The 23,802-nt window shown below is 33.7% G+C and carries 24 protein-coding genes and 2 tRNA genes; 20 read left to right on the top strand and 6 right to left on the bottom strand.

From position 1 onward, the window contains the following. The first annotated feature begins 49 nt into the window (after positions 1-49). The 4 genes from Q0893_RS08430 (at position 50) to Q0893_RS08415 (ending at position 4,678) form a co-directional block, all read left to right on the top strand. The gene (locus Q0893_RS08430; protein WP_299274373.1) at positions 50-2,821 is read left to right on the top strand and encodes a putative LPS assembly protein LptD; all 2,772 of its coding nucleotides are present in this window, start codon (positions 50-52) and stop codon (positions 2,819-2,821) included. Between the two features lie 20 nt (positions 2,822-2,841). Next, positions 2,842-3,222: a RidA family protein gene (locus tag Q0893_RS08425; protein WP_298901661.1), complete on the top strand. Its 381-nt coding sequence runs from the start codon at positions 2,842-2,844 to the stop codon at positions 3,220-3,222. A gap of 110 nt (positions 3,223-3,332) precedes the next feature. Then, positions 3,333-3,971, top strand: a complete 639-nt coding sequence (locus Q0893_RS08420) for a peptidylprolyl isomerase (RefSeq protein WP_299274370.1) — start codon at positions 3,333-3,335, stop codon at positions 3,969-3,971. Further along, on the top strand, positions 3,971-4,678 hold the full coding sequence (locus Q0893_RS08415) for a 16S rRNA (uracil(1498)-N(3))-methyltransferase (protein ID WP_299274366.1): 708 nt from the start codon (positions 3,971-3,973) through the stop codon (positions 4,676-4,678). Before Q0893_RS08420 ends, Q0893_RS08415 begins: the two co-directional genes overlap by 1 nt. On the opposite strand, the gene Q0893_RS08410 is transcribed toward Q0893_RS08415, so the two are convergent. Continuing rightward, positions 4,673-5,401, bottom strand: coding sequence for a thioredoxin family protein (locus tag Q0893_RS08410; RefSeq protein WP_299274364.1), 729 nt, complete (start codon positions 5,399-5,401; stop codon positions 4,673-4,675). The two genes, Q0893_RS08415 and Q0893_RS08410, sit on opposite strands and share 6 nt — an antisense overlap. 25 nt (positions 5,402-5,426) lie before the next feature. Between Q0893_RS08410 and Q0893_RS08405 the strand changes: the two genes are divergently transcribed. Beyond that, positions 5,427-6,098, top strand: coding sequence for a DUF4159 domain-containing protein (locus Q0893_RS08405; RefSeq protein WP_298901655.1), 672 nt, complete (start codon positions 5,427-5,429; stop codon positions 6,096-6,098). Positions 6,099-6,105: 7 nt separating this feature from the next. On the opposite strand, the gene Q0893_RS08400 is transcribed toward Q0893_RS08405, so the two are convergent. Together Q0893_RS08400 and Q0893_RS08395 are read right to left on the bottom strand one after the other, a co-directional pair. Then, positions 6,106-6,840 carry a hypothetical protein gene (locus tag Q0893_RS08400; protein ID WP_298901654.1) on the bottom strand — a complete coding sequence of 245 codons (735 nt, stop codon included), beginning with the start codon at positions 6,838-6,840 and terminating at the stop codon, positions 6,106-6,108. A 1-nt stretch (position 6,841) separates the two neighbouring features. Beyond that, positions 6,842-7,630 (bottom strand): sulfotransferase family 2 domain-containing protein, encoded by a 789-nt coding sequence (locus tag Q0893_RS08395; protein WP_299274359.1) that lies wholly within the window; start codon positions 7,628-7,630, stop codon positions 6,842-6,844. Positions 7,631-7,762: 132 nt separating this feature from the next. Between Q0893_RS08395 and Q0893_RS08390 the strand changes: the two genes are divergently transcribed. From Q0893_RS08390 to Q0893_RS08380, 3 genes are read left to right on the top strand one after another with little or no spacing between them, the layout of a single operon-like run. Continuing rightward, positions 7,763-8,263, top strand: coding sequence for a TrmH family RNA methyltransferase (locus tag Q0893_RS08390; protein ID WP_299274356.1), 501 nt, complete (start codon positions 7,763-7,765; stop codon positions 8,261-8,263). Between the two features lie 34 nt (positions 8,264-8,297). Beyond that, entirely contained in the window at positions 8,298-9,386 is a 1,089-nt protein-coding gene (locus Q0893_RS08385) for an AI-2E family transporter (RefSeq protein ID WP_298901651.1), read from the top strand. Positions 9,387-9,393: 7 nt separating this feature from the next. Further along, positions 9,394-10,575, top strand: a complete 1,182-nt coding sequence (locus Q0893_RS08380) for a class I SAM-dependent methyltransferase (RefSeq protein WP_299274351.1) — start codon at positions 9,394-9,396, stop codon at positions 10,573-10,575. On the opposite strand, the gene Q0893_RS08375 is transcribed toward Q0893_RS08380, so the two are convergent. From Q0893_RS08375 to Q0893_RS08365, 3 genes are all read right to left on the bottom strand, one after another. After that, on the bottom strand, positions 10,572-10,994 hold the full coding sequence (locus Q0893_RS08375) for a hypothetical protein (protein WP_298901649.1): 423 nt from the start codon (positions 10,992-10,994) through the stop codon (positions 10,572-10,574). The two genes, Q0893_RS08380 and Q0893_RS08375, sit on opposite strands and share 4 nt — an antisense overlap. Positions 10,995-11,476: 482 nt before the next feature. Continuing rightward, positions 11,477-11,550 (bottom strand) — tRNA-Arg (locus Q0893_RS08370). A gap of 9 nt (positions 11,551-11,559) precedes the next feature. Continuing rightward, positions 11,560-11,634, bottom strand: a tRNA-Pro gene (locus tag Q0893_RS08365). A gap of 127 nt (positions 11,635-11,761) precedes the next feature. Here Q0893_RS08365 and Q0893_RS08360 point away from each other — a divergent pair. The 12 genes from Q0893_RS08360 (at position 11,762) to Q0893_RS08305 (ending at position 23,691) form a co-directional block, all read left to right on the top strand. After that, positions 11,762-12,868: a PQQ-dependent sugar dehydrogenase gene (locus Q0893_RS08360; RefSeq protein WP_299274347.1), complete on the top strand. Its 1,107-nt coding sequence runs from the start codon at positions 11,762-11,764 to the stop codon at positions 12,866-12,868. Continuing rightward, a complete protein-coding gene (locus Q0893_RS08355; protein ID WP_366915881.1) occupies positions 12,865-13,335 on the top strand; it encodes a cytochrome c in 471 nt (156 codons plus the stop codon). Before Q0893_RS08360 ends, Q0893_RS08355 begins: the two co-directional genes overlap by 4 nt. A 50-nt stretch (positions 13,336-13,385) precedes the next feature. Continuing rightward, positions 13,386-13,994: a uridine kinase gene (udk, locus tag Q0893_RS08350; protein WP_298901647.1), complete on the top strand. Its 609-nt coding sequence runs from the start codon at positions 13,386-13,388 to the stop codon at positions 13,992-13,994. Then, positions 13,994-14,299, top strand: coding sequence for a septum formation initiator family protein (locus Q0893_RS08345; protein ID WP_298902228.1), 306 nt, complete (start codon positions 13,994-13,996; stop codon positions 14,297-14,299). Before udk ends, Q0893_RS08345 begins: the two co-directional genes overlap by 1 nt. After that, positions 14,292-15,653 (top strand): methylmalonyl-CoA mutase subunit beta, encoded by a 1,362-nt coding sequence (locus Q0893_RS08340; protein WP_299274343.1) that lies wholly within the window; start codon positions 14,292-14,294, stop codon positions 15,651-15,653. Before Q0893_RS08345 ends, Q0893_RS08340 begins: the two co-directional genes overlap by 8 nt. A gap of 11 nt (positions 15,654-15,664) precedes the next feature. Next, the gene (locus Q0893_RS08335) at positions 15,665-16,312 is read left to right on the top strand and encodes a hypothetical protein (protein WP_298901644.1); all 648 of its coding nucleotides are present in this window, start codon (positions 15,665-15,667) and stop codon (positions 16,310-16,312) included. Positions 16,313-16,318: 6 nt separating this feature from the next. Next, complete coding sequence (gene scpA / locus Q0893_RS08330; protein ID WP_299275166.1) at positions 16,319-18,442, top strand: methylmalonyl-CoA mutase; 2,124 nt, start codon at positions 16,319-16,321, stop codon at positions 18,440-18,442. A gap of 24 nt (positions 18,443-18,466) precedes the next feature. Next, entirely contained in the window at positions 18,467-18,826 is a 360-nt protein-coding gene (locus Q0893_RS08325) for an RDD family protein (RefSeq protein ID WP_299274339.1), read from the top strand. Further along, positions 18,823-19,302: a hypothetical protein gene (locus Q0893_RS08320; protein ID WP_299274336.1), complete on the top strand. Its 480-nt coding sequence runs from the start codon at positions 18,823-18,825 to the stop codon at positions 19,300-19,302. The genes Q0893_RS08325 and Q0893_RS08320 overlap by 4 nt, the downstream gene beginning before the upstream one ends. Then, entirely contained in the window at positions 19,299-19,796 is a 498-nt protein-coding gene (locus tag Q0893_RS08315; RefSeq protein ID WP_299274332.1) for a hypothetical protein, read from the top strand. The genes Q0893_RS08320 and Q0893_RS08315 overlap by 4 nt, the downstream gene beginning before the upstream one ends. Positions 19,797-19,829: 33 nt before the next feature. Beyond that, positions 19,830-20,657: a hypothetical protein gene (locus tag Q0893_RS08310; protein ID WP_299274329.1), complete on the top strand. Its 828-nt coding sequence runs from the start codon at positions 19,830-19,832 to the stop codon at positions 20,655-20,657. Positions 20,658-20,841: 184 nt separating this feature from the next. Next, positions 20,842-23,691: a pitrilysin family protein gene (locus Q0893_RS08305; RefSeq protein ID WP_299274326.1), complete on the top strand. Its 2,850-nt coding sequence runs from the start codon at positions 20,842-20,844 to the stop codon at positions 23,689-23,691. The last annotated feature ends 111 nt before the right edge of the window (positions 23,692-23,802 follow it).

Below are 23,802 nucleotides of genomic sequence, written 5' to 3'. Positions count from 1 at the left end.
TTGATAAATTAATTGAATTATAAATTAATCATAAAAAATATATGTAATTTTGGCAATTCAAAAACCGAGCCATACTTTAGCAAAAATACATTTAAAAGCATTGCGTACAAAAAGCTTACACATACTTTTTACCCTAAGTTTTACCATGTTTATTAACATGTTTTGCTTTGCACAAGAGTTGCCAAAAACGAAGGAACCTATAAAAGCTAAAACTGAAAATGATTCGGTTACGGTTTCGGTGAACAGTTTAGTAGCAAAACCTCTAAACCTAAAGGCGCAGGATAGTGTAAAAAATGATTCTGTACCTAAAAAGAAAGAACTTCTTACAGACATCGTAAATTACAAGGCTAAAGATTACGTTAGATTAGATCAAAGGAAAAACCAAACCACACTTTATAATCAGGCCGAAGTCAATTATACAGACATGAATATAAAGGCTGGTATTATTGTCATTGATCATAGCAAAAATTTAGTCTATGCTGGGCGCTTAAAAGATTCAGCTGGTGTTTATACTCAAGCACCTGTGTTTACTCAGGGTGAAAGTGTTGTGGAACCCGACTCCATTATATTTCATACAGTCACAAAAAAAGCGATTATATTCAACTCTAAGACTGAATATGGGGAAGGCACAATTATCGCTGCTGTTACAAAGCGAGAAAATGATTCTACATTATTTATAAAGGATGGAAAGTTCACTACTTCAGAAAATCTAGACGATCCCGAATACTATTTCTTAATGCGAATCGCCAAAGTAGTTCCTGGAGTAAAAGTAGTGACTGGAGTAACCAATCTCTTTATTTATGATGTTCCTACTCCTATTGGTTTGCCATTTGCTTATTTTCCAATGACAAAAAAACAGACCTCTGGTATTATTATGCCTACACCTGGTCAAGATCTTGGAAATGATAGAGGTTATTTTTTACAAAATGGTGGTTATTACTTTGCTATTAGTGATTATTTAGACCTAGCAGTACTGGGAGATTATTACACCAACGGAAGCTACGGATTGCGCTTAGAAAGTAATTATGCTTTGAGGTATAAATTTAGAGGTAATCTTAGTTTTAGATATGAGAACTTAATAAATAGTGAACGTGGTTTTCCAGACTTTTCGAAATCGACTATTTATAATATTAGATGGTCTCACAGTCAAGATCAGAAAGCTAACCCGAACTCTCGTTTTTCAGCATCTGTAAATTTAGGTAGTAGTCAATATTACAGACAATCTATTAATCAACTAAACTTATCTAATACTCAAAATAATACCTTAGCTTCTTCTGTATCGTATTCTAAAACATTTCAGGGCGAGCCACAGGTTAACATGAATATAACAGCCACACACTCTCAAAACACAAACACAGAACAAATTAACATGACTTTACCAACCTTTCAGGGTAGCGTTAGTCGTGTATTTCCTTTTGCGCCAAAAACAGGAACAAAAAAAGGCTTTTTTCAAAATATCAACGTTCAGTATAATGTTCGAGCAGAAAATAGAATACAAACAACAGACTCATTATTTTTTAGATCTGAAATGTTCGATGATGCACGCGTAGGTGCCTTGCACTCGATTCCTGTCGCTACGAATTTCAAAGTATTTAAATATTTCAGTATGAGTGCTAGTGCTAATTTTGAAGAAAATTGGACGCTTAATACCATAAATAGATTTTATGATGATGTGAATGATGAAATTGTCACTCAAGACCTCAATAATTTTGATCGTTTCTTTACCTACAATTTTAGCGCAAGTATAGGAACAACACTCTATGGTATGTTTGGAAAAGAAGGCAGCGAATCATTGATACAACAAGTAAGACATGTAATGCGTCCATCTATTAGTTATAACATTAATCCAGCCTTCGACAATTATTATGACACTTTTGAAATTGTTGATGCAGATGGGACCACAGCTGGCGAAGTACAAAGAGAACAATTTACAAGATTTGAAGGCTCTTTATTTGGAGTACCAAACAGAACCTTTTCTAGTTCAATGGGAATATCCTTAGGTAACAATTTTGAAGCCAAGGTAAGAGATAGAGACAGCACTGCAACCGAGCCGAAAAAGATAAAATTATTGAACAATCTTAACTTTTCGACCTCTTATAATTTTGCTGGAGATTCGCTAAATTGGAGCCCGTTACGTGTTTCTGGAGGAACTTCAATATTAAAGGATAAGATGAATATCAACTTCGGAATGGTGTTAGATCCTTATGCTATAGATAATAACAACAGAAAAATTGATAAGTTTAATATTGATAATGGCGGAAGTTTATTTCGATTAACCTCGGCAAATCTTAATATTAGCTATTCATTATCTAGCAAACAATTTGAAGGTGACGATAGCGGTGAAGACGACAGAGCTCGTCAAGAATCACTGAGAAGTGGTGGTCGAGCCGATGACCTATTTGGAAAACCTCAAGATTTTGCCGATCAACGTTTAACAGACAATGATCGCTCTGATAAAAAGAAAGAACCCTCAGAATTTTACAATTTCAAAATCCCTTGGAGTCTAAGATTGGCATATGCCGTGAATTATACAAATTCAGCAAGACAAAATAGAATTTCCAATAACTCACTCATGTTCTCTGGTGATATTGAATTATCTCCACGCTGGGCTGTAGGCGCATCCTCAGGTTATGACTTTGTAAACAAAGGGTTTACGCAAACACAATTGCGTTTTGAGCGTGATTTATTGAGCTGGCGCATGAATTTCACTTGGGTACCATTTGGAACGTATAATTCATGGAATTTCTTTATTGGAATACGTTCTAATCTTCTTAAGGATATTAAATACGATAAGCGAAGACAACGCGATCAGCAACTCTAACATTTTAACATTGTTCAACTATGAAAACAATAATAAATACACCTAATGCTCCTGCTCCTATAGGACCATACAATCAAGCGGTTTTAAGTGGCAACACCTTATATACATCTGGTCAAATAGCTATTAATGTTAGTACAGGAGAACTTGTTCTAGACTCTATTTCTTCGGAAACAGAACAAGTTATGCAAAATCTAAAAGCTGTTTTGGAAGCGGCAAATATGACTTTTGAGGATGTTATTAAGACCTCCATATTTATTAGTGATATGAATAATTTCGCACAGATTAACACGATTTATGCCAAGTATTTTGATTCAAATACAGCACCAGCAAGAGAAACTGTTGAAGTTGCCAATTTACCCAAATTTGTTAATGTTGAAATTAGCATGATTGCCGTAAAATAGACGTATTTGAGAGTTATAAACAATCATTTCTTAAAAACTTCATTTAACTCTTGTTTTATCATGTCTTCATACTTTTAAATTTGAAGCCATAAAACAACACGCCTTATATTATGCGAAAAATTTTACTATCTACACTTCTTTGCCTATCATTGTCAATGGTCTTCGGCCAAGATAATTTTGAAAAATCATTAGATTCCATCCAAACCCTAGACGATGTCACCATTTTTTTAAAGAAAAACAAAAAAGTCAAAGGCAAAGTGATTGTTTTTAATAGAGAGAAGCACGCTACGCGTATGGCAGATGTGATTTTTAAAATGGGTGTTGGTTCTAAAAGATCGTTTAAAGATGCGCCTCAAAAAACCTATTATAAAGTTATTGAGAAATACAAGATCCCTTACTACAGAGTAAGTTACGTTTATTTGGATGGAAGTGAAACACCTTTAGAAGACATAAATGCCGCTAGAAAACGTGTGATATCACAGTATAATCAAGGAGCCACTTTCTCTGATTTAGCGGTAAAAAACTCCATGGATGATACCGCAAAACGTGGTGGAGATTCGGGTTGGTTTAAAGAAGGTGATCTGCATCCAGAATTTGAAAAAGCGATTGTAACTAGTAATCATGCCGAAGGTGATGTTTTTACGGTAGATATTCCAGAGATAAAAGCGTATTATGTTGTATTAGTAACGCATGAACGAAAACTAATTGAAGAAGTTAAGGTCTTAAAAATTACAGAACCTAAGAACTAATGCAACTTTTCTATAATAAAAGCCTAACTACAAACGATACTGAAATACGATTCTCAAAAGAAGAAAGTCGACATATTGTTAAGGTGCTGCGTAAGTCTGTTGGAGACCCATTGCAAATAACTAATGGTAAAGGTTGGTTATTTGTGGCTAAAATTAGCTTAGCCGATGTCAAAAACTGTATTGCAATAATAGAATCCTCAACGCTGCAATCAAAAAGAGATTACCAAATTCACCTGGCTGTTGCACCTACTAAAATGAATGACCGTTATGAGTGGTTTTTAGAAAAAGCAACAGAAATTGGTGTAGACAGCATCACTCCTATCTTTTGTGATAATAGCGAACGTCGTGTTATAAAACCAGAACGCTTCAAGAAAATTGTCCAATCTGCAATGAAACAATCTTTGCACTTTTATTTACCAAAACTTAATGATGCCGTACCATTTAAAGATTTCATATCTCAAGACTTCAAAGGACAGCAATTTATTGCCCATTGCGAAGACACTCATAGAACTTCATTAAAACAAGCTCTTAAAACCAATACCGATGTCACCATTTTAATTGGTCCAGAAGGTGATTTTAGTACCAAAGAAATTGAGCTCGCTTTTCAAAATAATTTTGATCCAGTGGTATTGGGAAAAACCAGATTACGAACAGAAACGGCTGCTGTTATAGCTTGTCATTCTGTAATATATTCAAATGAACTATAAGTTCACTTGAGAAGCTCCAATTATATCTAAATCAGAATTTTGAGACATTACGATTAGTTTCAATTTATCTTCTTTATTTACGATTTTCGGAATAGAAAAACTATAGCTTCCATTCGATTTTTTCAAACCTAAAGCATCATCTAAAACCACAATATTCGAATTTTTTAATGTTCTATTTCGGTTCTCTCCTCTTGGTATTTCTGTGGTACGCTCTTTAATAGCCAAAACGATTCTCATCGTTTTGTTTTTAATAGCACCAGCAATATTATAATTAAAACTCACACTGTTTCCGGACCTTTTAACTACGGATAATTCGATTTTATTTTCTGCGGAAATTTTAGCATATGATTTTAATTTAGCATTCATTTCTCTAGTGTTAGACCCAACGAAATGTGTTTTCCCATTTACGACTACCTGAGGCGTATAAATTGAACTGCTATTAAATTTCCTGCTGTATTGACGTTGCTTATCACTAAAGGAGGCCTTACTAAATGGGTCTTTCCAACCAATATAATTCCAATAATCAACGTGATAAGACAGTGTTATAATTTGATTTTCATTATCAAATGTATCAACCTCAGTTAAAAGTTTATCGGCAGGTGGACAGCTAGAGCAACCTTGTGATGTAAAAAGTTCTAATACAATAACAGGTGGATATGTCTCTACTTTTTCCGAAGTAAAACATAAGGGTATCATAAATAACGTTAAAAGGATATGTTTCATCTGCTTAATTTTTTATTTTTGGAGTATGAGGTTTAGTTCGAAACATTTAAGAAATCTTACAGCGCTATTAGCACTTGTGATAAGTTTAACAAGTTTAAATGGCCATGCGCAAGATTTAGCTATTGTAAAGTATAAAGGCGGTGGTGACTGGTACAGTAACCCTACCGCTCTACCAAATTTGATTAAATTTTGTAATGACAATATAAAAACTAGAATGAATGAAAAACCTCAGGTTGTAGAGGTTGGCAGTATAGATATTTTTCAGTTTCCCCTGCTTCACATGACAGGGCATGGCAACATTTTCCTTACGGACGAAGATGCCGAAAACCTCAAAAAATACCTTACTTCTGGTGGTTTTCTACATATTGATGACAATTACGGTATGGAACCCTATATTAAAAAAGAACTTAAAAAAGTATTTCCAAATCAGGAGCTTATCGAGTTACCCAAAGACCATGAGATTTTTAATACGGCCTATAAGTTCCCAGAAGGTTTGCCAAAAATTCATGAACATGATGGTAAACGACCGCAGGCTCTTGGGCTTTTTCACGAGAGTCGATTGGTTTTACTCTTTACTTTTGAAAGTGATTTAGGCGATGGCTGGGAAGACCCTGAAGTACACAATGATCCTGAAGATGTTAGAGAAAAGGCACTTAAAATGGGAGCTAATATTGTGAAATACGCCTTCGAAAATTAGTAAAAGTTTACTTGGTTTCAAATACGATTCCCATAACCTCAGATTTATTTAATACCGCATGGCAATAGCCATTTGGTATAAAGACTATGTCACCAGCTTCTTGGGTACAACGATAGACGTTCTCTTGTTTGTTTGGTAATTTTGGAACTTCATTTTTAAACCAATCTTTGGCATGTGTTCCTAGTCCATATTTCCTATTAAACGTATGCAGCAATTCATAACCTTCTGGATTGTGTTTTTCACTGGCATCATAAAACACCCATTCTTTAGTACCACTTTGAAGGATATTAAACGCATTGCCATGGATATGAGGTAACGTTCCCGCGTTTTTCACTGAGTGAAAAAAGAAAAAACGTTGAATATCATTTGTTTTAAAATAAGGATTAGACGATTTCACATCTTTATAGAAAAGCGGTGGCTTTCGGGCATTAAAAGGATCTAATGTTAGAGTACTTACGCCAGATAGTTTTTCGAAGTAAAATTTCAATGTTGTTTGTTCTTTAGAGTATGCTGGTCTAGAATCTTTGATAACTTTACACACATAGCTCCCCATATGCTCAACAATATACTCTTTTGTCCAGTTAGACATCAAAGGCCAGTTGGCTGCTGCGCCTTTAAGTAATACTGGTATACGCGGTTTTTTGTAATTTGAAACAAACAAATCGCTGTCACCACTTTGAAGTTCATCAAGCGCAATCATCTTGTTACTATTACCGCTTTTGAAAATATTGAATAGTCCCATATTAAACTATAAATTGATCTGACTGAATAAATTTAAACTTTTTATTATTGATAACAACTTTGTTTTTGGCATATTCATATAACTTATAATCAAAAGCGTTAAGTTCCATAACACGACTTTTTATGGTTTCATCAACAATGGTTTGATACATAAAAGGTGTTTTTTTTCTAACCGTCACTTTTTTGGGCAAAACTATTCCTGTTTTTTCTTCAAACAGGTTTAAAAAACTTGCATACTCATCTGTTATACCACAATGTATAGGAAGCGACTCAATGCTATCAATTAAGCGCTCGAACTCTTTATCCGTAATCTTTTTAGGGTCATTGATAGGTCTTCCTAATAAAAATTTAGATTGATAATTCTGAGTTTCTTTACAAGCAATATAAGCCTCAAAGGTTTTTGGTTTCTGTTTCAACTTTGTTAGAATTGCTGCATTAGTATTTCCATTTTTACCATCTAGAATATGAAACTGAAAATTAAATTCAGAGATTAATCGGTCTAAGGGATTTCTTAATATTAGAAACATTTCCTTGTCGTCTCTATTGTTAATTTCAATATCTTTTAAAAACTTTGCGCCTTTAAACCTCCGATGTTTGTCTAAAAAATCAATATGAAAAATTGTTGTGTCTCCAACGCTATCAGTTTTATGCGTAGGTGTTGCTGTTTGCGCATTTTGATTTAATGACGCTTGTAATAAACCAACAAATGTAGAGCCGCCAGATTTTGGGATATGAAAAAAAACAGATGCTTTCTTTGGCACTGTTTTCTTTTTAGAAAAAATCGAAAACATACTTGATAAGTTTAAAACGAAAGTAAGATATAATTATTTGTGAAATTGAGATATGTATTAAGTGATTTTTTAGAAATAGTTTTTCATTGATACTGCTTTTTTACATATTTACATTCTTGAAACATAAACACCATGCAACTTGATCACTACTCTAATCAGTTTAATAAACGTACATTTTCAATTAAAGTCATTGCCGAAAATGTAACTAATGCTCCAAATATTGGCAGTCTATTCAGAACAGCAGATGCTTTCGGTGTTGAAGAATTAGTTTTTTGCGGATCTCAGATTACGTTAGGTAGAAAAATGATGAAAACATCAAGGGCCACAGAAAAATCTGTCAAACACAGGACTCAATTAGATATACAAAAGGTTATTTCAGAATTGAAACATGAAGGTTATTTTATCGTTGCTCTAGAAATTACTTCTGAAAGCAAATCTTTAACGGAATTCAATTTTCCTAGAAATAAACCTATTGCTCTGATTATTGGGGATGAAAATTTTGGAGTTTCAGAACATATTTTAAAAGTTTGTGATGCAATCATTCACATTGATATGTATGGTCAAAATAGCAGTATGAACGTTGTTCAAGCAACAAGTATTAGTTTATACGAAATTACAAAGCAACTTAGCTAAAGTCTTTTTATATTTATAGAGTAAAATCAATCTAATGAATTCTAGAACCATTGCAAATGGCATACTACGTGCCGTGGGGATTATAGTAGCCATCGCACTTATCCTATATTTCTTTTATAAAATTCAATCGGTAATTGTATATATTCTCATAGCTGCCGTCATTTCTTTAATAGGCAGACCTATTGTTATCTTTTTAAGACGACGTCTAAAATTTAGAAACACTATAGCTGTTGTTGCAACCATGCTTCTACTCGTTGGTGTTTTTGTTGGCATTATAGGGCTCCTGATTCCATTATTAGTTGAACAAGGACACAATCTATCTTTACTAGATATAACAGCACTGCAAGAGAACATTGAAGAGCTTTATAGATCTGGCATCGCCTATTTAGAACTAAACCATATTGATGCAGAAAAGGCAATAAAAGAATCTAAAATTTTATCCAATTTAGATTATAGTGTAATTCCAAACTTCTTGAATAGCCTAGTATCTGGCTTGGGAAGTTTTAGTATAGGTTTAATGTCTGTGCTTTTTATTGCATTTTTCTTTTTAAAAGACAGTAATTTATTTGAAAAAGGCATCTTAACTTTTATTCCTAATGAAAAGGAATCTAAGACAAAACGATCATTTACTAAAATTTCAGATTTACTTTCGCGTTATTTTGTTGGCCTCTTTTTTCAAATATTAATATTGTTCGTTATTTATACAATCGGACTTCTAATTATTGGTGTTAAAAATGCCGTTGTTATCGCTTTCTTATGTGCTTTAATCAATCTAATCCCATACTTAGGACCATTAATTGGCGCCTTTTTAATGCTGTTTTTAGTAATGACAAATAATTTGGGTGATAGTTTTAACGACATTGTTCTGCCAAAGATTATTTACACGCTAATTGTTATTACAATTGCTCAACTCGTTGACAATTTCTTTAGCCAGCCTTATATATTCTCTAAAAGTGTAAAATCACATCCGTTAGAAATATTCTTGATTATTATAATCGCTGGCTTGTTATTTGGCGTTGTTGGAATGATTGTGGCTGTACCTTCTTATACTGCTATAAAAGTTATATTAAAAGAGTTTTTATCAGATAATAAAACAGTAAAAAAATTAACTCAAGGATTGTAGAAATCGTTTGAATACTGAAATTTTAAATAAAGACATTCAAGATTTTATTAACAAAAATCTAAGGGCTGATGTTTCAAAAATTCTATTAAGAGGTACTCCTTTTAAAAACGTTAGCACAAGAGCAGTTGTTGAACAAATTGAATCTAAACTAAAGAGCGAGCACAAACTACCTTCGTGGTTTTCTACACCAAATATTTATTTTCCTAATAAACTTAATATAGAGCAAACATCATCTGAAATAGCCGCTAAGTATAAATCCGAATTATTTACAGGCACTACTATAGTTGATATTACTGGAGGTTTAGGCGTAGATAGCTATTATTTTTCTAAGGTCTTTAAAAGCGTTATTCACTGTGAAATAAATGAGACATTGTCTCAAATCGTATCACACAACAATGAGCAATTTGAAATTGCAAATATTGCAACGATTGCTGAAGACGGTATAGAATTTTTAAAATCTGGCGATCAACAATTTGATTGGATATATGTAGATCCGTCCAGACGACATGATAGCAAAGGAAAAGTGTTTTTTCTAAATGATTGTTTACCTAATGTACCCGAACATTTAGAAACATTATTTAAACACGCCCCAAACATTGCAATAAAAACATCTCCTCTTTTAGATCTCTCTGTAGGTTTAAATGAATTAAAACATGTTAAACACATACATGTTTTGGCAATTAAGAACGAGGTGAAAGAATTATTATGGATATTAGAAAACGGTTTTGAAGGTCCTACAACCATCAAAACCGTTAATATAGTTAAAGGAAAAAAAGATATCTTTTCATTTAGATTAAGTGACGAGTCACAACGAAATGTCGTCTATAGTAAACCTTTAAGATATCTTTTCGAGCCTAATTCGTCAATTTTAAAATCTGGTGGCTTCAATAGTCTTGCTGAAAGTTTAAAACTCTCAAAACTACATCAGCACTCCCATTTATATACAAGTGACATGTTAATTGAATTCCCAGGGCGTTCTTTTAAAATCGAAACTGTAATCAATTACAATAAAAAGGCATTGAAATCCTTAGGAATATCTAAAGGCAATATCACTACTAGGAACTTTCCAGAAACAGTACAACAACTTCGCAAAAAACACCGCATAAAAGATGGAGGTAACACCTATATCTTTTTTACAACTAATAACTTAAACGAAAAAATTGTAATCGTAAGCTCTAAAATTAATTAAAGATCTTCTGGAGAACTCGATATTAAATAGTTGTCTATACCAACTTCCATATCAAAGCTCATACATTGATTCATTGTATGCACTACTTTCTCATCATTAAATCCTGTAGCATTTTTTACAACATTAAAAATAATGTCATTAGCTTCAAAAGTTAAGTAGCTTGATGATGTTCCTGGAGCTAAATCTTGTGCTGTTTGTAAAACAACACCATCTGTAGTAGCAATTTCCAATGTTATAGAAATTGTTCCATTGTTAGTAATCCTAGCTTGAGGATCCTGATTTTCGCAAACATCTTGGGTGTTTTGATTCTCTGGAATAACGTTTTCAAATTGCTCATTCTCAATAGATTCAACTGAACAATTAAAACATGTAGTCATAACAATTGCACATGCAATTGCATTTTTTAGTAGGTTTTTCATCGATTTGGGGTTTAATGAAATATAAGACAAAGGTAATTTTAAAATCGAATAAAACAAACTATTTTATCGTTTAAATGTTCCAAATACTCGATTAAGTGTGTTTTTTAAGATGAAATATCGACGAACGACACGCTTAATTTAACTTAAAACGATATTTCCATGCATGACAATTTTATATCAAAAACGAACTTTTCAATAAAACTAAACTCGATATAATCTATATAATAAATTGTTAGAAACGATCATCTACACCTCCCTTTTTCATCAAGATTAATTATCTATTCTAGGATCATGTGACTAATTTAAAAAATCGTGTCTTAAGACCATGTATACTACTAGTTTTTAAGCGGTTAATTATTAGTATATACTATAAGCTCTCATATTGTTTGGGAGCTTATTTTTTTTAGAAAATAGTTGAGACACGTCATAGATTTAAATAAAATCAAACAAAAAAGCCGCATCATTACTGATGCGGCTTTAAGTGAGCCCTGAAGGATTCGAACCTTCGACCGCCTCCTTAGAAGGGAGGTGCTCTATCCAGCTGAGCTAAGAGCCCTAATAAAAGTCGGGGTGGCAGGATTCGAACCTGCGACCTCCGCGTCCCAAACGCGGCGCGATAACCGGGCTACGCTACACCCCGAAAACGGTTATCTAGTTTTTGAGTTATTAAATTAATAATTTCTCTAAAATTTCGAGGTGCAAATATATATCTTTTCTTTAAAAATTGACAACTTTTATTATTAAATTTAAACATAAAATTTAATTTTATGAAATTTATAAGGCAATCTCTATTTATAATTGGTTTTCTAAGCCTCAATACTTGCGCTCAAGACAAAAACCCAATCAATACCGAGCATTCTTATGAACTTGCTGTACCAGAACTAAATAACCCTTGGGGCTTCGTGTTTTTGCCTGATGGCTCAATGCTTATTAATGAAAAAGCTGGGCAAGTTATCCACTTTAAAGACGGACAAAAAACATTTATTAAAGGTGTGCCCGAAGTATACAATCGAGGTCAAGGAGGTTTGTTAGACATTAAGTTGCATCCTAAGTATAAAAGTAACGGTTGGATTTATCTCACGTATGCCTCATCTGAAGGTCCACAGCGTGGCGGCAATACAGCACTCATGCGTGCACAATTAAAAAATAATACACTTGTAAATAAAGAAGTTTTATATAAAGCGACTCCAAATACTACAAGAGGTCAGCATTTTGGTTCTCGCATAATTTTCGACGATGATGGTTATCTCTTTTTTACAATTGGAGAACGCGGAGATCGAGATGTAAATCCGCAAGATCTCACAAGAGATGGCGGTAAGGTATATCGCTTACATGATGATGGATCGATACCAAAGGATAATCCCTTTAACTCAACTAAAGATGCGAAGACGGCTATATATTCTTATGGACATCGTAATCCGCAAGGCATGGTAATTCATCCTGAAACAAGAGAAATATGGACACATGAACATGGACCTAAAGGTGGTGATGAAATTAATATTATTAAATCTGGAAAAAATTATGGCTGGCCTGTAATTACATATGGGGTTAATTATTCTGGAACAAAAATCACCAAAGAAACATCCCATAAAGGTATGGAACAACCTTTACATTATTGGACACCATCAATAGCCCCAAGTGGAATGGCATTTATTTCAAGTGATAAGTACGAAGATTGGAAAGGTAATTTATTGGTGGGTTCATTAAAATTTCAGTACTTAGACAATTGCTACATTGAAAATGGTAAAGTGGTAAAACAAGAGCGACTATTAGATGGTTTGGGACGAGTTCGCTCAATTAATCAAGGTCCAGATGGATATATATATGTTGGAATAGAAAATTTAGGAATCGTAAAACTTATAAAAAACAAATGAATAAAAACTTACTAATGGCACTAGTGCTGGGATGTTTAATATTAGCATGTAACTCTTCAGAAAAAAAGGAAAACAAGGATAAAGCAATATCTGAAGCCAAAGTCTCAAAGGTTATTAAAGAAGAACAGAGCCCTGAGCTTATACAAAGTATGAAACGCGGAAAAGAAATATATTCTGACTTTTGTATCTCTTGTCATTTACCAAACGGAAAAGGAGTATTAAAAGCCTTTCCTCCTTTGGCAAAATCAGATTATTTAATGACCAATCGTGAGGAGAGTATAAAATCTATTAAATATGGTCAATCTGGTGAAATTACTGTGAACGGGGTAAAATACAATGGAGTCATGACACCATTAGGCCTAGAAGACAAGGAAGTTGCCGATGTCATGAATTATATTACAAACAGTTGGGGAAACACAAATAATAAGTTAATAACTGAAAAAGAAGTTTCAGAAATAGAGCAATGATTTTCTATCATTATTGTTAAATTTGTCCAACTAAAAATCAGTTTTTATTTATGCTCATTATAGGAATAGCAGGAGGAACAGGTTGTGGAAAAACAACCGTTGTAAATCAAATACTTAACGAATTACCAGAAGGTGAAGTCGGTGTTATTTCACAAGACTCCTATTATAAAGACACCTCGCATTTAAGCTATGAAGAACGTGTGAAAATTAATTTTGATCATCCGCGCTCTATAGATTTTGAGTTATTAGAAGAACATTTAAAGGAATTAAAAAGTGGAGCACCTGTTAATCAACCTGTGTATTCCTTTGTAAAGCACAATCGCACAGGAGATACCATCAAAACCAATCCGCGAAAAGTGATGATAGTGGAAGGTATTTTAATCTTAACAAACCCTGAATTAAGAGAGATGTTTGATATTAAAATCTTCGTGCATGCCGATAGTGACGAACGTTTAATACGGCGTTTGAAACGTGATATTTCAGAACGTGGTCGAGATATAGATGAAGTATTAAGCAGATACCAAACGACATTAAAACCTATGCATCAGCAGTTCATAGAACCTATGAAAGAATATGCAGATATTATTATACCAAACAACAAATATAACACTGTTGCAGTTGATATAGTGAAAACTATTATCAACGAAAAATTACATTAATTTTGAATTATCTAAAAAACATATTTGTCATTGTCTTTATCGTTTTTGCGATATGGATGCTTTTTATTGATTCTAACTCACTTCTCATTCATAGAGAACTCAACCAAGATATAGATGATTTAGAAAACGAGAAGCAATATTATAATGATGAAATAGAAAAAGATAACAAGGCTATTAAAGAATTAAGTACCGACGATGGTATAGAAAAGCTAGCACGTGAAAAGTACTATATGAAAAAAGAGAATGAAGACATCTACATCATTGAATATGAAGACAGTCTAAAACTAGAGAAAAAGGATGAGTAAAACTTTATTTAGCGATTTTCCCGAAATCTCCTCTAAACAATGGAAGCAAAAGATTCAGGCCGACTTAAAAGGAGCGGATTATAATGATACGCTTATTTGGCATACCAATGAAGGAATTGATGTAAAACCTTTTTATCATGCCGATGACTTCGAACAACTAGAATCTGAATTACATTCTACTGCAAGTACGTTTAATATTGGTCAAACCATCTTTGTTGCTAACACTGAAAAGTCTAATGCTAATGCTATAGATGCTATATCTAGAGGCGCCGAAACTATAATCTTTGTTATTCCTTCAGAAGATATTTCAATAGAAAACCTGTTAAAGAACATAGATACTGCCTCTACTCCAATTATCATTAAACCGGAATTTTTATCTCCTAAGTTTGTCAAACAGGTCGCTTCATATGATCATGTTAACCTGGAGGTTGACATTATTGGTCACCTTGCAAGAACAGGTAATTGGTATCACAATCTTACAGATGATCATTCGCTTTTTGAAGCCACTGTTAAACATACCAATACACTGTCTGTCGATGTCGGTTTATATCAAAATGCAGGTGCCAACATGATACAACAACTTGCTTATGCTTTGGCGCATATCAACGAGTACCTAAATCATTTTGACGATCAACCAAACACAATTCAAAAACAATCGTTAAAGGTCATTTTCAATGTTGCTGTTGGAACCAACTATTTTTTTGAAATTGCCAAACTTAGGGCATTAAGATTATTATTTAAAACGATTGCTAATGCATACCCGATAAACACTGATTGCATCATAAATGTGTCTCCTACAAAACGCAATAAGACCATTTATGACTACAACACCAATATGCTTCGTACAACAACTGAGTGCATGAGTGCTGTTTTAGGTGGCGCAAATACTATTATCAATTTACCATATGATGCTATCTATCACAAAAGCAACGAATTTGCAGATCGTATTTCTCGTAATCAATTGCTAATACTAAAGCATGAAAGCTATTTTGATAAGGTTGGCAATCCCTCAGATGGGGCTTATTATATAGAAAGTCTTACATCTCAAATGGCGAGCAAATCCTTGACGCTATTTAAGGATATAGAAGCGAATGGCGGATTTCTATCTCAACTCAAAGAAGGAACAATTCAAAAGAAAATAAAAGAAAGCGCTATAAAGGAGCAGTCACAATTTGATACTGGTGATTTTGTATTATTAGGAACGAACAAACACCCTAATCCGCAAGACAAAATGAAGGAAGACTTGGAGTTATATCCATTTGTGAAAACAAATCCAATAAAAACCTTAATTGAACCAATAATTGAAAAGCGACTTGCAGAAACTATTGAACAAGAACGACTTAAAACCGAATAAACTCTAAAAATATGAAGTTACGATTAACACTTTTAGCATTATGTATATGCCTATTAAACTGTAAAGATGATACACCAAAAAAAATAGATTTTGAGTATAAATATCCAAGTGTAGAAAATATATTGGATTGCGAAGGGATGGATACCGATTTATTAAGAGAGGCCTTTTACGCTTTTGAAGATGATTTAATAAAGTTCTATACACCAGGCAACCCAGTATATTCTCGCGCGTATAGTTTATTTGTAAGCCAAGCATCAAATAATAGAGTTGATTATCATAAAATGGTCTCTGAACATTCTAAAAAAGTGTTAGAGGCGTTAAAACAAGATGAGACATTATGGCGTCCTGCTGTTGACGCCTTTGGTAGTCGCTTAAATTATAACCATCCTTTTATAAAATGTGTGGCAGAAAACATTAAAGATGAGCCACTGCAAAAAACATTTAATGCTCTAGTACAAACTAACAGCCTCAGTTTACGTATGGTTGGAGAAGAACTTAAACGTAAAACTTTTGGTATGAAAGACGACAAGTATTTGGCAACTTACATAGCTCTTGAGTATTTCTACGGAAAAATATTTGATATCGATTTTAGTAAGGCTCCAGAAAAAACAATCGAAGTTAATAAAGAACATTCATCTCATGATGGTCACAACCATTAATATTATATTATGAGAAAAAACCTCCAGCATATACAATTAGAAACAACTACAACTTCAAGTAAAATCAATAAAGTTGATAGTTTCAAAACCGCTGAGGATATTAATGTCAAAGCATCATACTCAAAAGAAGACATTTCTAATCTTGAGCATTTAAATTTTGTAGCTGGTATTGCACCAAACTTACGTGGTCCTTATTCAACCATGTATGTTCGAAGACCTTGGACTATTCGTCAATATGCTGGATTTTCTACCGCTGAAGATAGTAATGCATTCTATCGTAGGAATCTTGCTGCTGGTCAAAAAGGGCTCTCAGTAGCATTCGATTTAGCAACACATAGAGGATATGATTCTGATCATGAACGCGTTGTAGGTGATGTTGGAAAAGCTGGTGTAGCCATTGATTCGGTGGAAGACATGAAAATCTTATTTGATCAAATTCCGCTTGATAAAATGTCGGTATCAATGACTATGAACGGCGCTGTTCTTCCAATTATGGCGTTTTATATTGTTGCCGCCGAAGAGCAAGGTGTTGCTCCTGAACTTTTAGCTGGAACCATACAAAATGATATTCTAAAGGAGTTTATGGTGCGTAACACGTACATCTACCCTCCTACGCCATCCATGAAAATCATTTCAGATATTTTTGAGTACACGAGTAAAAACATGCCTAAATTTAATAGCATTAGTATTTCAGGATATCATATGCAGGAAGCTGGTGCTACTTGTGATATCGAATTGGCTTATACTTTGGCCGATGGTTTAGAGTACATAAAGAAAGGACTTGAGGCTGGTATGGATATTGACACTTTTGCACCTCGCCTTTCTTTCTTTTGGGCGATTGGCATGAACCACTTTATGGAGATTGCTAAAATGCGTGCAGCGCGTATGCTATGGGCAAAATTAGTAAGCCAATTTAACCCTAAGAACCCAAAGTCTTTAGCACTTCGAACACATTGTCAAACTTCGGGATGGAGTTTAACCGAACAAGACCCTTTTAACAATGTAGCACGAACCACAATAGAAGCTGCAGCTGCGGCATTTGGAGGCACACAAAGTTTGCATACCAATGCCTTGGATGAAGCCATTGCATTACCAACAGACTTTTCGGCACGTATTGCTCGAAATACACAAATCTTTTTGCAAGAGGAAACAGGAATCACAAAAACTGTCGATCCATGGGCTGGAAGCTACTATATTGAAAAACTCACCGACGATATTGCCCAAAAAGCCTGGACATTAATACAAGAAGTTGAAGATTTAGGAGGAATGACCAAAGCTATTGAAGCTGGGATTCCAAAACTTAGAATTGAAGAAGCTGCTGCGCGTAAGCAAGCTCGTATAGATTCTGGGCAAGACATTATTGTTGGCGTGAATAAATATCGCCTAGAAGAAGAAGACCCTATCGCTACTTTAGAAGTTGATAACCAAACGGTTAGAAACGGACAAATAAAACGATTGGAGCAAATAAAAACTACAAGACATACAGAAGCCGTTCACAAAGCCTTATCAAAATTAACGGAAGCTGCACGCTCAGGAAAGGAGAATTTATTAGCTTTAGCAGTAAATGCAGCAAGAGAACGTGCTACTCTTGGTGAAATTAGCGATGCATTAGAAGCAGAATTTGGACGATATAAAGCACAAATAAAATCATTTTCAGGCGTGTATAGTAAAGAAATAAAAGATGACGAGAGCTTTAAAAAAGCTAGAGAGTTAGCCGATAAGTTTGCAGAACAAGATGGTCGAAGACCTCGTATAATGATTGCAAAAATGGGACAAGACGGACATGATCGTGGAGCAAAAGTTGTTGCTACAGGTTATGCAGATGTTGGCTTCGATGTAGACATTGGTCCGTTATTTCAAACACCAAAAGAAGCGGCTAAACAAGCTGTAGAAAATGATGTTCATATTTTAGGTGTATCTTCCTTAGCTGCAGGACATAAGACGCTTGTACCTCAAGTTATAGACGAATTAAAAAATTATGGCCGCGAAGATATAATGGTCATCGTTGGAGGTGTGATTCCAAAACAAGATTATCAGTATTTATTTGACGCTGGAGCTGTTGCTGTATTCGGGCCAGGAACGAAAATTAGCGATGCGGCAATTAAAATTTTAGACATCCTTATTGAGTAATATGACCTAAGTCAAATACTATTTATGAAACACATAGACAAAGCTACCCGATTTGCAAACTACATCATCGATATGTTAATTGTTTATATGTTGTTTGTCATATTTACATTGTTTGAAAATGACTACGGTCTCTATTATTTTGTGTTCAATGGTATCATGTTTTCTTATTACTTTTTGTTCGAAGTCACAACCAGTCAAACTATTGGTAAAATGATTACTAAAACCGAAGTTGTTCGTAAAGATGGTTCAAAAGCTAGTTTCATTAAAATTTTAATCCGATCTATCAGCAGACTTATCCCTGTAGACTGGTTGTCTTACATGTTTGGAAATGACATTGGCATGCACGACTTATTTTCAAATACAGTACTCAAGAAAAAGAAATGAAATTCTACCAAATAGAGTATAACACACTTACACTACATGTCAAAAAAGCACCTCTTTTTGTTCGTATTACCATGTTTGCTTTTTCTATCTTATGTTTTATTTTACCGCTTGCAGGTATAGTTGCTTCTGTTTCTTTTGGTAGTGGACTAAAGTTTGGGTTCTTCTTTGGTATGTTCATATTTGGACTTCTTGGATTCTATTTATTACGTCTATCACTTTGGAATACTTATGGAAAAGAGATTATAAGCCTAGATAGTGAAGTCATAACTTACTATGCCGATTATCGTTGGTTTAAAGGCGCATTAAAATCTGCAACTGCTGTGAAACCAACATTTTTATGGAATCCTGTTGGCTACATCGAAGATCAACAAGCGTGTTTAGTTATTGAAGCCGATGAATCGTCCATTGAAAGTGTTGTTAAAATGCCAATTTCTGAAATTGAAACACTTATTAAAAATTTAAATGAAACATTTTGAGAACAGGAGTGATTAAAATAAACAATACGTCAAAACTCTATAAAGCATTTGGTAAACGGGATTACATCTTATATGTGATGATTCTCTTATGTGTTTTTATTAATATAGACCTCTTTAGTTCGCAGCCACGCTTTTTAATCACAACAGGATTCTTTTGGAAAGGTATTGCTCTTGCCAGTCTTGTCGTGTTACTTTTCAGTTTAATACAATGGCATTTAAAGAAAAAAAAGGTTATAGATGTACTCTCAAATGGAATCATCATTGAAGGACAGCTCAAGTATAGTGATGTTATAAAACCTAATAAGACATCGTCATTTAACGTGCATCTTTTAGAATATCAGGTTCTAGGTAAAACCTATGAAATTGGTTTCAAAAGCAAAAACAAGCACCTACAATCAAATGTTATCATCTACAAAGTAAATCAGCCCGAAAAGGCTATTGTCTTTGAAGACTTGAGGCCAAATATGAAACAAATAATAGCACATTATTTATAGCCAATAATTCAACTAATTTTGCGTTACACCTATATGAAATTTGAAAGACGACATTTACTTTTAAACTATATTTTCATCATATGCCTTGTTATTTTAGTACTTAACGATCATGTATTTAAATGGGGATTCTCTAACTGGTTTACTGGAAAATTATCTGATATCGTTGGGATGATTATTCTTCCGATTTTAATTACATTTTTTAATCCTAAACACGTAAAATTTAACCTTTTTCTTTCGGCTGTATTGTTTATGTTTTGGAAATCGTCATTATCTACGAGCGCAATTGATTTCTATAATCAATACGCATTCATAAAAACCTCAAGAGTTGTAGACTACACTGATTATATAGCTATTGCCATGCTACCATTAGCCTATATTCTAATTAAAAAAATACGCAATGAGTCTGCATTTGTTATTCCCATCAAATTAAATGCTACCTTTATACTTCTGCCAACAGTGTTTATACTCATGGCAGAAACGCCTCCTAGATACTTTTATTTAACAGCTAATAATAGTCGTTTTATATGTCATAATTGTGATGTTACCTTAAACATGTCACAAAAGCGGATCTTAGAAAAACTTCATGAATTTGGCATCAAAAAAGACACAACATTAACGCCAATGGCAAGTTACTATGCCTCTAAAGGTGATAGTCTCAATTATTACAAAATTGAAAAGTTTATCATTGAAAATGACACCTTAGATAATGTGCAGCTATCAATGATAAAAACTAAAAAAGGCAAAACTAAGGTGTATTTTAATGGCTTTGATTACCGCGATACCATTTCCAATGCTAGAATGAAACGCAAATTAAGACGCTACTTTAGAAAATCTGTAAAACGGTATTTAAAAGCCATGTGAGATTATTATTTTCACTTCCTCTAGTATTTAGTCTGCGTTAAAACCTGTTAAACTTCTTTAAATCAATACCTTCTTTCCTATCTTCGGAAAAAAATTAGGAATTTTAGTACAAATTAACTTTTTCAACTAAAAACTTAGTTTTATATTTATACATTCAAACTTAAAATCAATTAAACTCAAACACATGAATCAAAATCCATCAACAAGAGTCATGCTTTGCATGCTCATGGTATTCTTTATTTCAATGGGATCCTTTGCACAGGAAACCACTATGGAGAAAAAAGAAATTTCACCTTCAGAACCAATTCCATCTAATCCTAATGTAAAAACCGGTGTTCTTAGTAATGGTCTCACTTATTACATTCAGAATAATGGAAAACCTGAAGACAAAGTTGAATTGCGTTTAGCAATCAAAGCAGGTTCTATATTAGAAACTGAAGATCAAAGAGGTTTGGCTCATTTTATGGAGCATATGAACTTTAACGGAACCACAAATTTTAAGAAAAACGAACTTGTTGATTACTTACAAAGTATTGGTGTAGAATTTGGAGCAGATCTTAATGCTTATACAGGTTTTGATCAAACAGTATACATTCTTCCTATTCCTAGTGATGATCCAGCAAAACTAGACAAAGGGTTTCAAATCCTACAAGATTGGGCTGGTGGAGCTTTACTTACTGCTAAAGATATTGACGAAGAGCGTGGTGTTGTAATTGAAGAATACAGAACACGTCTAGGTGCTGCAACAAGAATGCAATCTAAATACTTAGATAAAATCGCATATAAGTCGCAATACGCAGATCGTTTACCTATTGGAACTAAAGAAAATCTAGAGAATTTCAAATATGAAAGTTTAAGAAACTTTCAAAAAGATTGGTATCGTCCTAATTTAATGGCAGTTATTGCTGTTGGAGATTTAGATGTTGAGACACTTGAGAAGAAAATAAAAGACAACTTTAGTGGTTTAAAAAACCCAGAAAACCCTAAGCCAAGACAAGAATTTGGATCAGAAAACCATGAAGGTACATTTGTAGCTATTGAATGGGATGAAGAAGCAACAGGTAGTCAAGTTCAAATTTATTACAAGGATAAAGGTGATGTAAAAAAGACCAGAACTGTAAAAGACTATAGAGACAATATGGTTGAAGGTCTATTTACTCAAATGATTAACAATAGACTTAGAGAGTATAGCAACAAACCAAATCCACCATTTATTTTTGGATTTTCGTTTCATGGTGGAATTATAGGAAACAAAGAGGCTTACCAATCTATAGCTCAAACTAACGAAACTGGACAGTTAGAGGCATTGAAGACACTTTTAGAAGAAAACGAACGTGTAAAACGTTTCGGATTTAACGCTTCGGAATTAGAGCGTGCTAAAAAAGATTACTTCGCTAGAACAGAGCGTTCATATAAAGATAGAGATAAGCAAGAATCTGGTCGTATCGTTGGTCGTTATATTCAAAACTTCCTACAAGAAAGCCCGATGCCTAGTACCGAATGGACTTATGATTATGTAAAATCACAGCTCCCAACAATTAAACTAGATGAAGTTAATGGCCTAATAAAAGACTTTTTACATGATGACAATCGCTTAGTCGTGCTTACTGGCCCTAAAAAGGACGGATTAACTAAAGTGACCGAAAAAGAAGTTATCGACTTATTGGATAGTGTTAAAAACAGTGATATCAAAGGTTATGAGGATGAAGCTGTACGCTCAGAATTAATGACAAACAAACCAGCTAAGGGTAGCACTGCTAGCGTAGATGTGAACCATAAAGGACAGATTAATGAGACAACAACAATTACATTAAGTAATGGCGCAAAGGTTACTTATAAGAAAACCGATTTTAAAAATGATGAAATTCTTTTTGAAGCATTTAGCTATGGAGGTACTTCTTTATACACTACAGAAGAATTAAAGCAAACGGCAAGTGCTAATGGTGGATTAACTGAAGCTGGTATTGATGGCTTATCTAAAAATGATATGACGAAAGTGATGTCTGGTAAAATTGCAAATGTTAGACCATACATTGGAGGATTAGACGAAGGTATGCGAGGATCGACGACGCCTAAAGATTTAGAGTCGATGTTTCAACTTATTCATTTGTATTTCACAAAGTTAGATAAAGACCCAGAGGCCTTTGCATCTTTTATTAGTAAGCAAAAAGCATTTCTAGGAAATATCATATCAAACCCTAATGTGTCGTTTTCAATTGCTTTAGGAGAGTTTTTAAATGAAGGAAACCCAAGATACACTGGCTTCCCTACTCCTGAAAGATTAGACAAAGCAAACTATGATTTAGCATACGAAAAATATAAAGAGCGTTTCGCTAACGCTGGAGATTTTAATTTCTATTTTGTTGGAAACATTGACGAAAATAAAATTAAGGAACTAGCTGAGACCTATATTGCTTCTTTACCAGGAAACTCTAACAGAGAAACTTATAAGGTTTCATCTTTTAGACCTAAATCTGGCGCACAAGAATTTGTTTACAAAAAAGGTACTGAGCCTAAGAGTCAAGTAAATTTAGTCTTCAGAGGTGAAACTAAGTACGACGTTAAGGAAGCTAGAGCAATGAGTGCTTTAGGTGAATTATTAAGTATTAAACTCATAGAAAAATTGCGTGAAGAAGAAGGTGGTGTTTATGGTGCTGGTGCAAGAGGTTCTATAAGCAAGCTACCTTACGGACGTTTTAATTTTAGTATTTCTTTTCCTTGTGCTCCTGAAAATGCTGAAAAATTGGCAGCTGCATCTATTGCAGAACTTCAGAAAATTATAGACAATGGTCCTGAAGCCTCAGATTTAGACAAAGTAAAGAAAGCCTTATTATTAACAAGAAAAGAGCAATTAGAACAAAATCGTTTCTGGTTATCAGCAATTAAAAATGCAGATTATAGTAAATCAGATTTAGATAATGTTGTTAACTACGAAGCTAACGTGAATGCACTTACAACGAAAGATTTGCATAATGTTGCTAAAAAGTATTTACAAGATGGCTATTTAAAAGCAATACTATTACCAGAAGAATAAACCTATTTAAATATATTAAAAAGCAGCCGTTATAGGCTGCTTTTTTTATATTACCCTATCACTATCAATATCTTAACATAAGTGATAAAATACGTTTAAATACTGTTAACA

This window comes from uncultured Psychroserpens sp., from assembly GCF_947494225.1.
Lineage (GTDB): Bacteria > Bacteroidota > Bacteroidia > Flavobacteriales > Flavobacteriaceae > Psychroserpens.
This window is presented reverse-complemented; position numbering and strand designations above follow the sequence as displayed.

Excerpts from the sequence above, each read along its gene's own strand:
- udk (WP_298901647.1), top strand. The coding sequence starts at position 13,386 with ATGCTCATTATAGGAATAGCAGGAGGAACAGGTTGTGGAAAAACAACC.
- Q0893_RS08395 (WP_299274359.1), bottom strand. The coding sequence starts at position 7,630 with ATGTTTTCGATTTTTTCTAAAAAGAAAACAGTGCCAAAGAAAGCATCT.
- Q0893_RS08420 (WP_299274370.1), top strand. The coding sequence starts at position 3,333 with ATGCGAAAAATTTTACTATCTACACTTCTTTGCCTATCATTGTCAATG.
- Q0893_RS08410 (WP_299274364.1), bottom strand. The coding sequence starts at position 5,401 with ATGAAACATATCCTTTTAACGTTATTTATGATACCCTTATGTTTTACT.
- Q0893_RS08415 (WP_299274366.1), top strand. The coding sequence starts at position 3,971 with ATGCAACTTTTCTATAATAAAAGCCTAACTACAAACGATACTGAAATA.
- Q0893_RS08310 (WP_299274329.1), top strand. The coding sequence starts at position 19,830 with ATGAAATTTGAAAGACGACATTTACTTTTAAACTATATTTTCATCATA.
- Q0893_RS08340 (WP_299274343.1), top strand. The coding sequence starts at position 14,292 with ATGAGTAAAACTTTATTTAGCGATTTTCCCGAAATCTCCTCTAAACAA.
- Q0893_RS08325 (WP_299274339.1), top strand. The coding sequence starts at position 18,467 with ATGAAACACATAGACAAAGCTACCCGATTTGCAAACTACATCATCGAT.
- Q0893_RS08305 (WP_299274326.1), top strand. The coding sequence starts at position 20,842 with ATGAATCAAAATCCATCAACAAGAGTCATGCTTTGCATGCTCATGGTA.
- Q0893_RS08400 (WP_298901654.1), bottom strand. The coding sequence starts at position 6,840 with ATGGGACTATTCAATATTTTCAAAAGCGGTAATAGTAACAAGATGATT.
- Q0893_RS08360 (WP_299274347.1), top strand. The coding sequence starts at position 11,762 with ATGAAATTTATAAGGCAATCTCTATTTATAATTGGTTTTCTAAGCCTC.
- Q0893_RS08405 (WP_298901655.1), top strand. The coding sequence starts at position 5,427 with ATGAGGTTTAGTTCGAAACATTTAAGAAATCTTACAGCGCTATTAGCA.
- Q0893_RS08320 (WP_299274336.1), top strand. The coding sequence starts at position 18,823 with ATGAAATTCTACCAAATAGAGTATAACACACTTACACTACATGTCAAA.
- Q0893_RS08355 (WP_366915881.1), top strand. The coding sequence starts at position 12,865 with ATGAATAAAAACTTACTAATGGCACTAGTGCTGGGATGTTTAATATTA.
- Q0893_RS08335 (WP_298901644.1), top strand. The coding sequence starts at position 15,665 with ATGAAGTTACGATTAACACTTTTAGCATTATGTATATGCCTATTAAAC.
- Q0893_RS08385 (WP_298901651.1), top strand. The coding sequence starts at position 8,298 with ATGAATTCTAGAACCATTGCAAATGGCATACTACGTGCCGTGGGGATT.
- Q0893_RS08425 (WP_298901661.1), top strand. The coding sequence starts at position 2,842 with ATGAAAACAATAATAAATACACCTAATGCTCCTGCTCCTATAGGACCA.
- Q0893_RS08375 (WP_298901649.1), bottom strand. The coding sequence starts at position 10,994 with ATGAAAAACCTACTAAAAAATGCAATTGCATGTGCAATTGTTATGACT.
- Q0893_RS08390 (WP_299274356.1), top strand. The coding sequence starts at position 7,763 with ATGCAACTTGATCACTACTCTAATCAGTTTAATAAACGTACATTTTCA.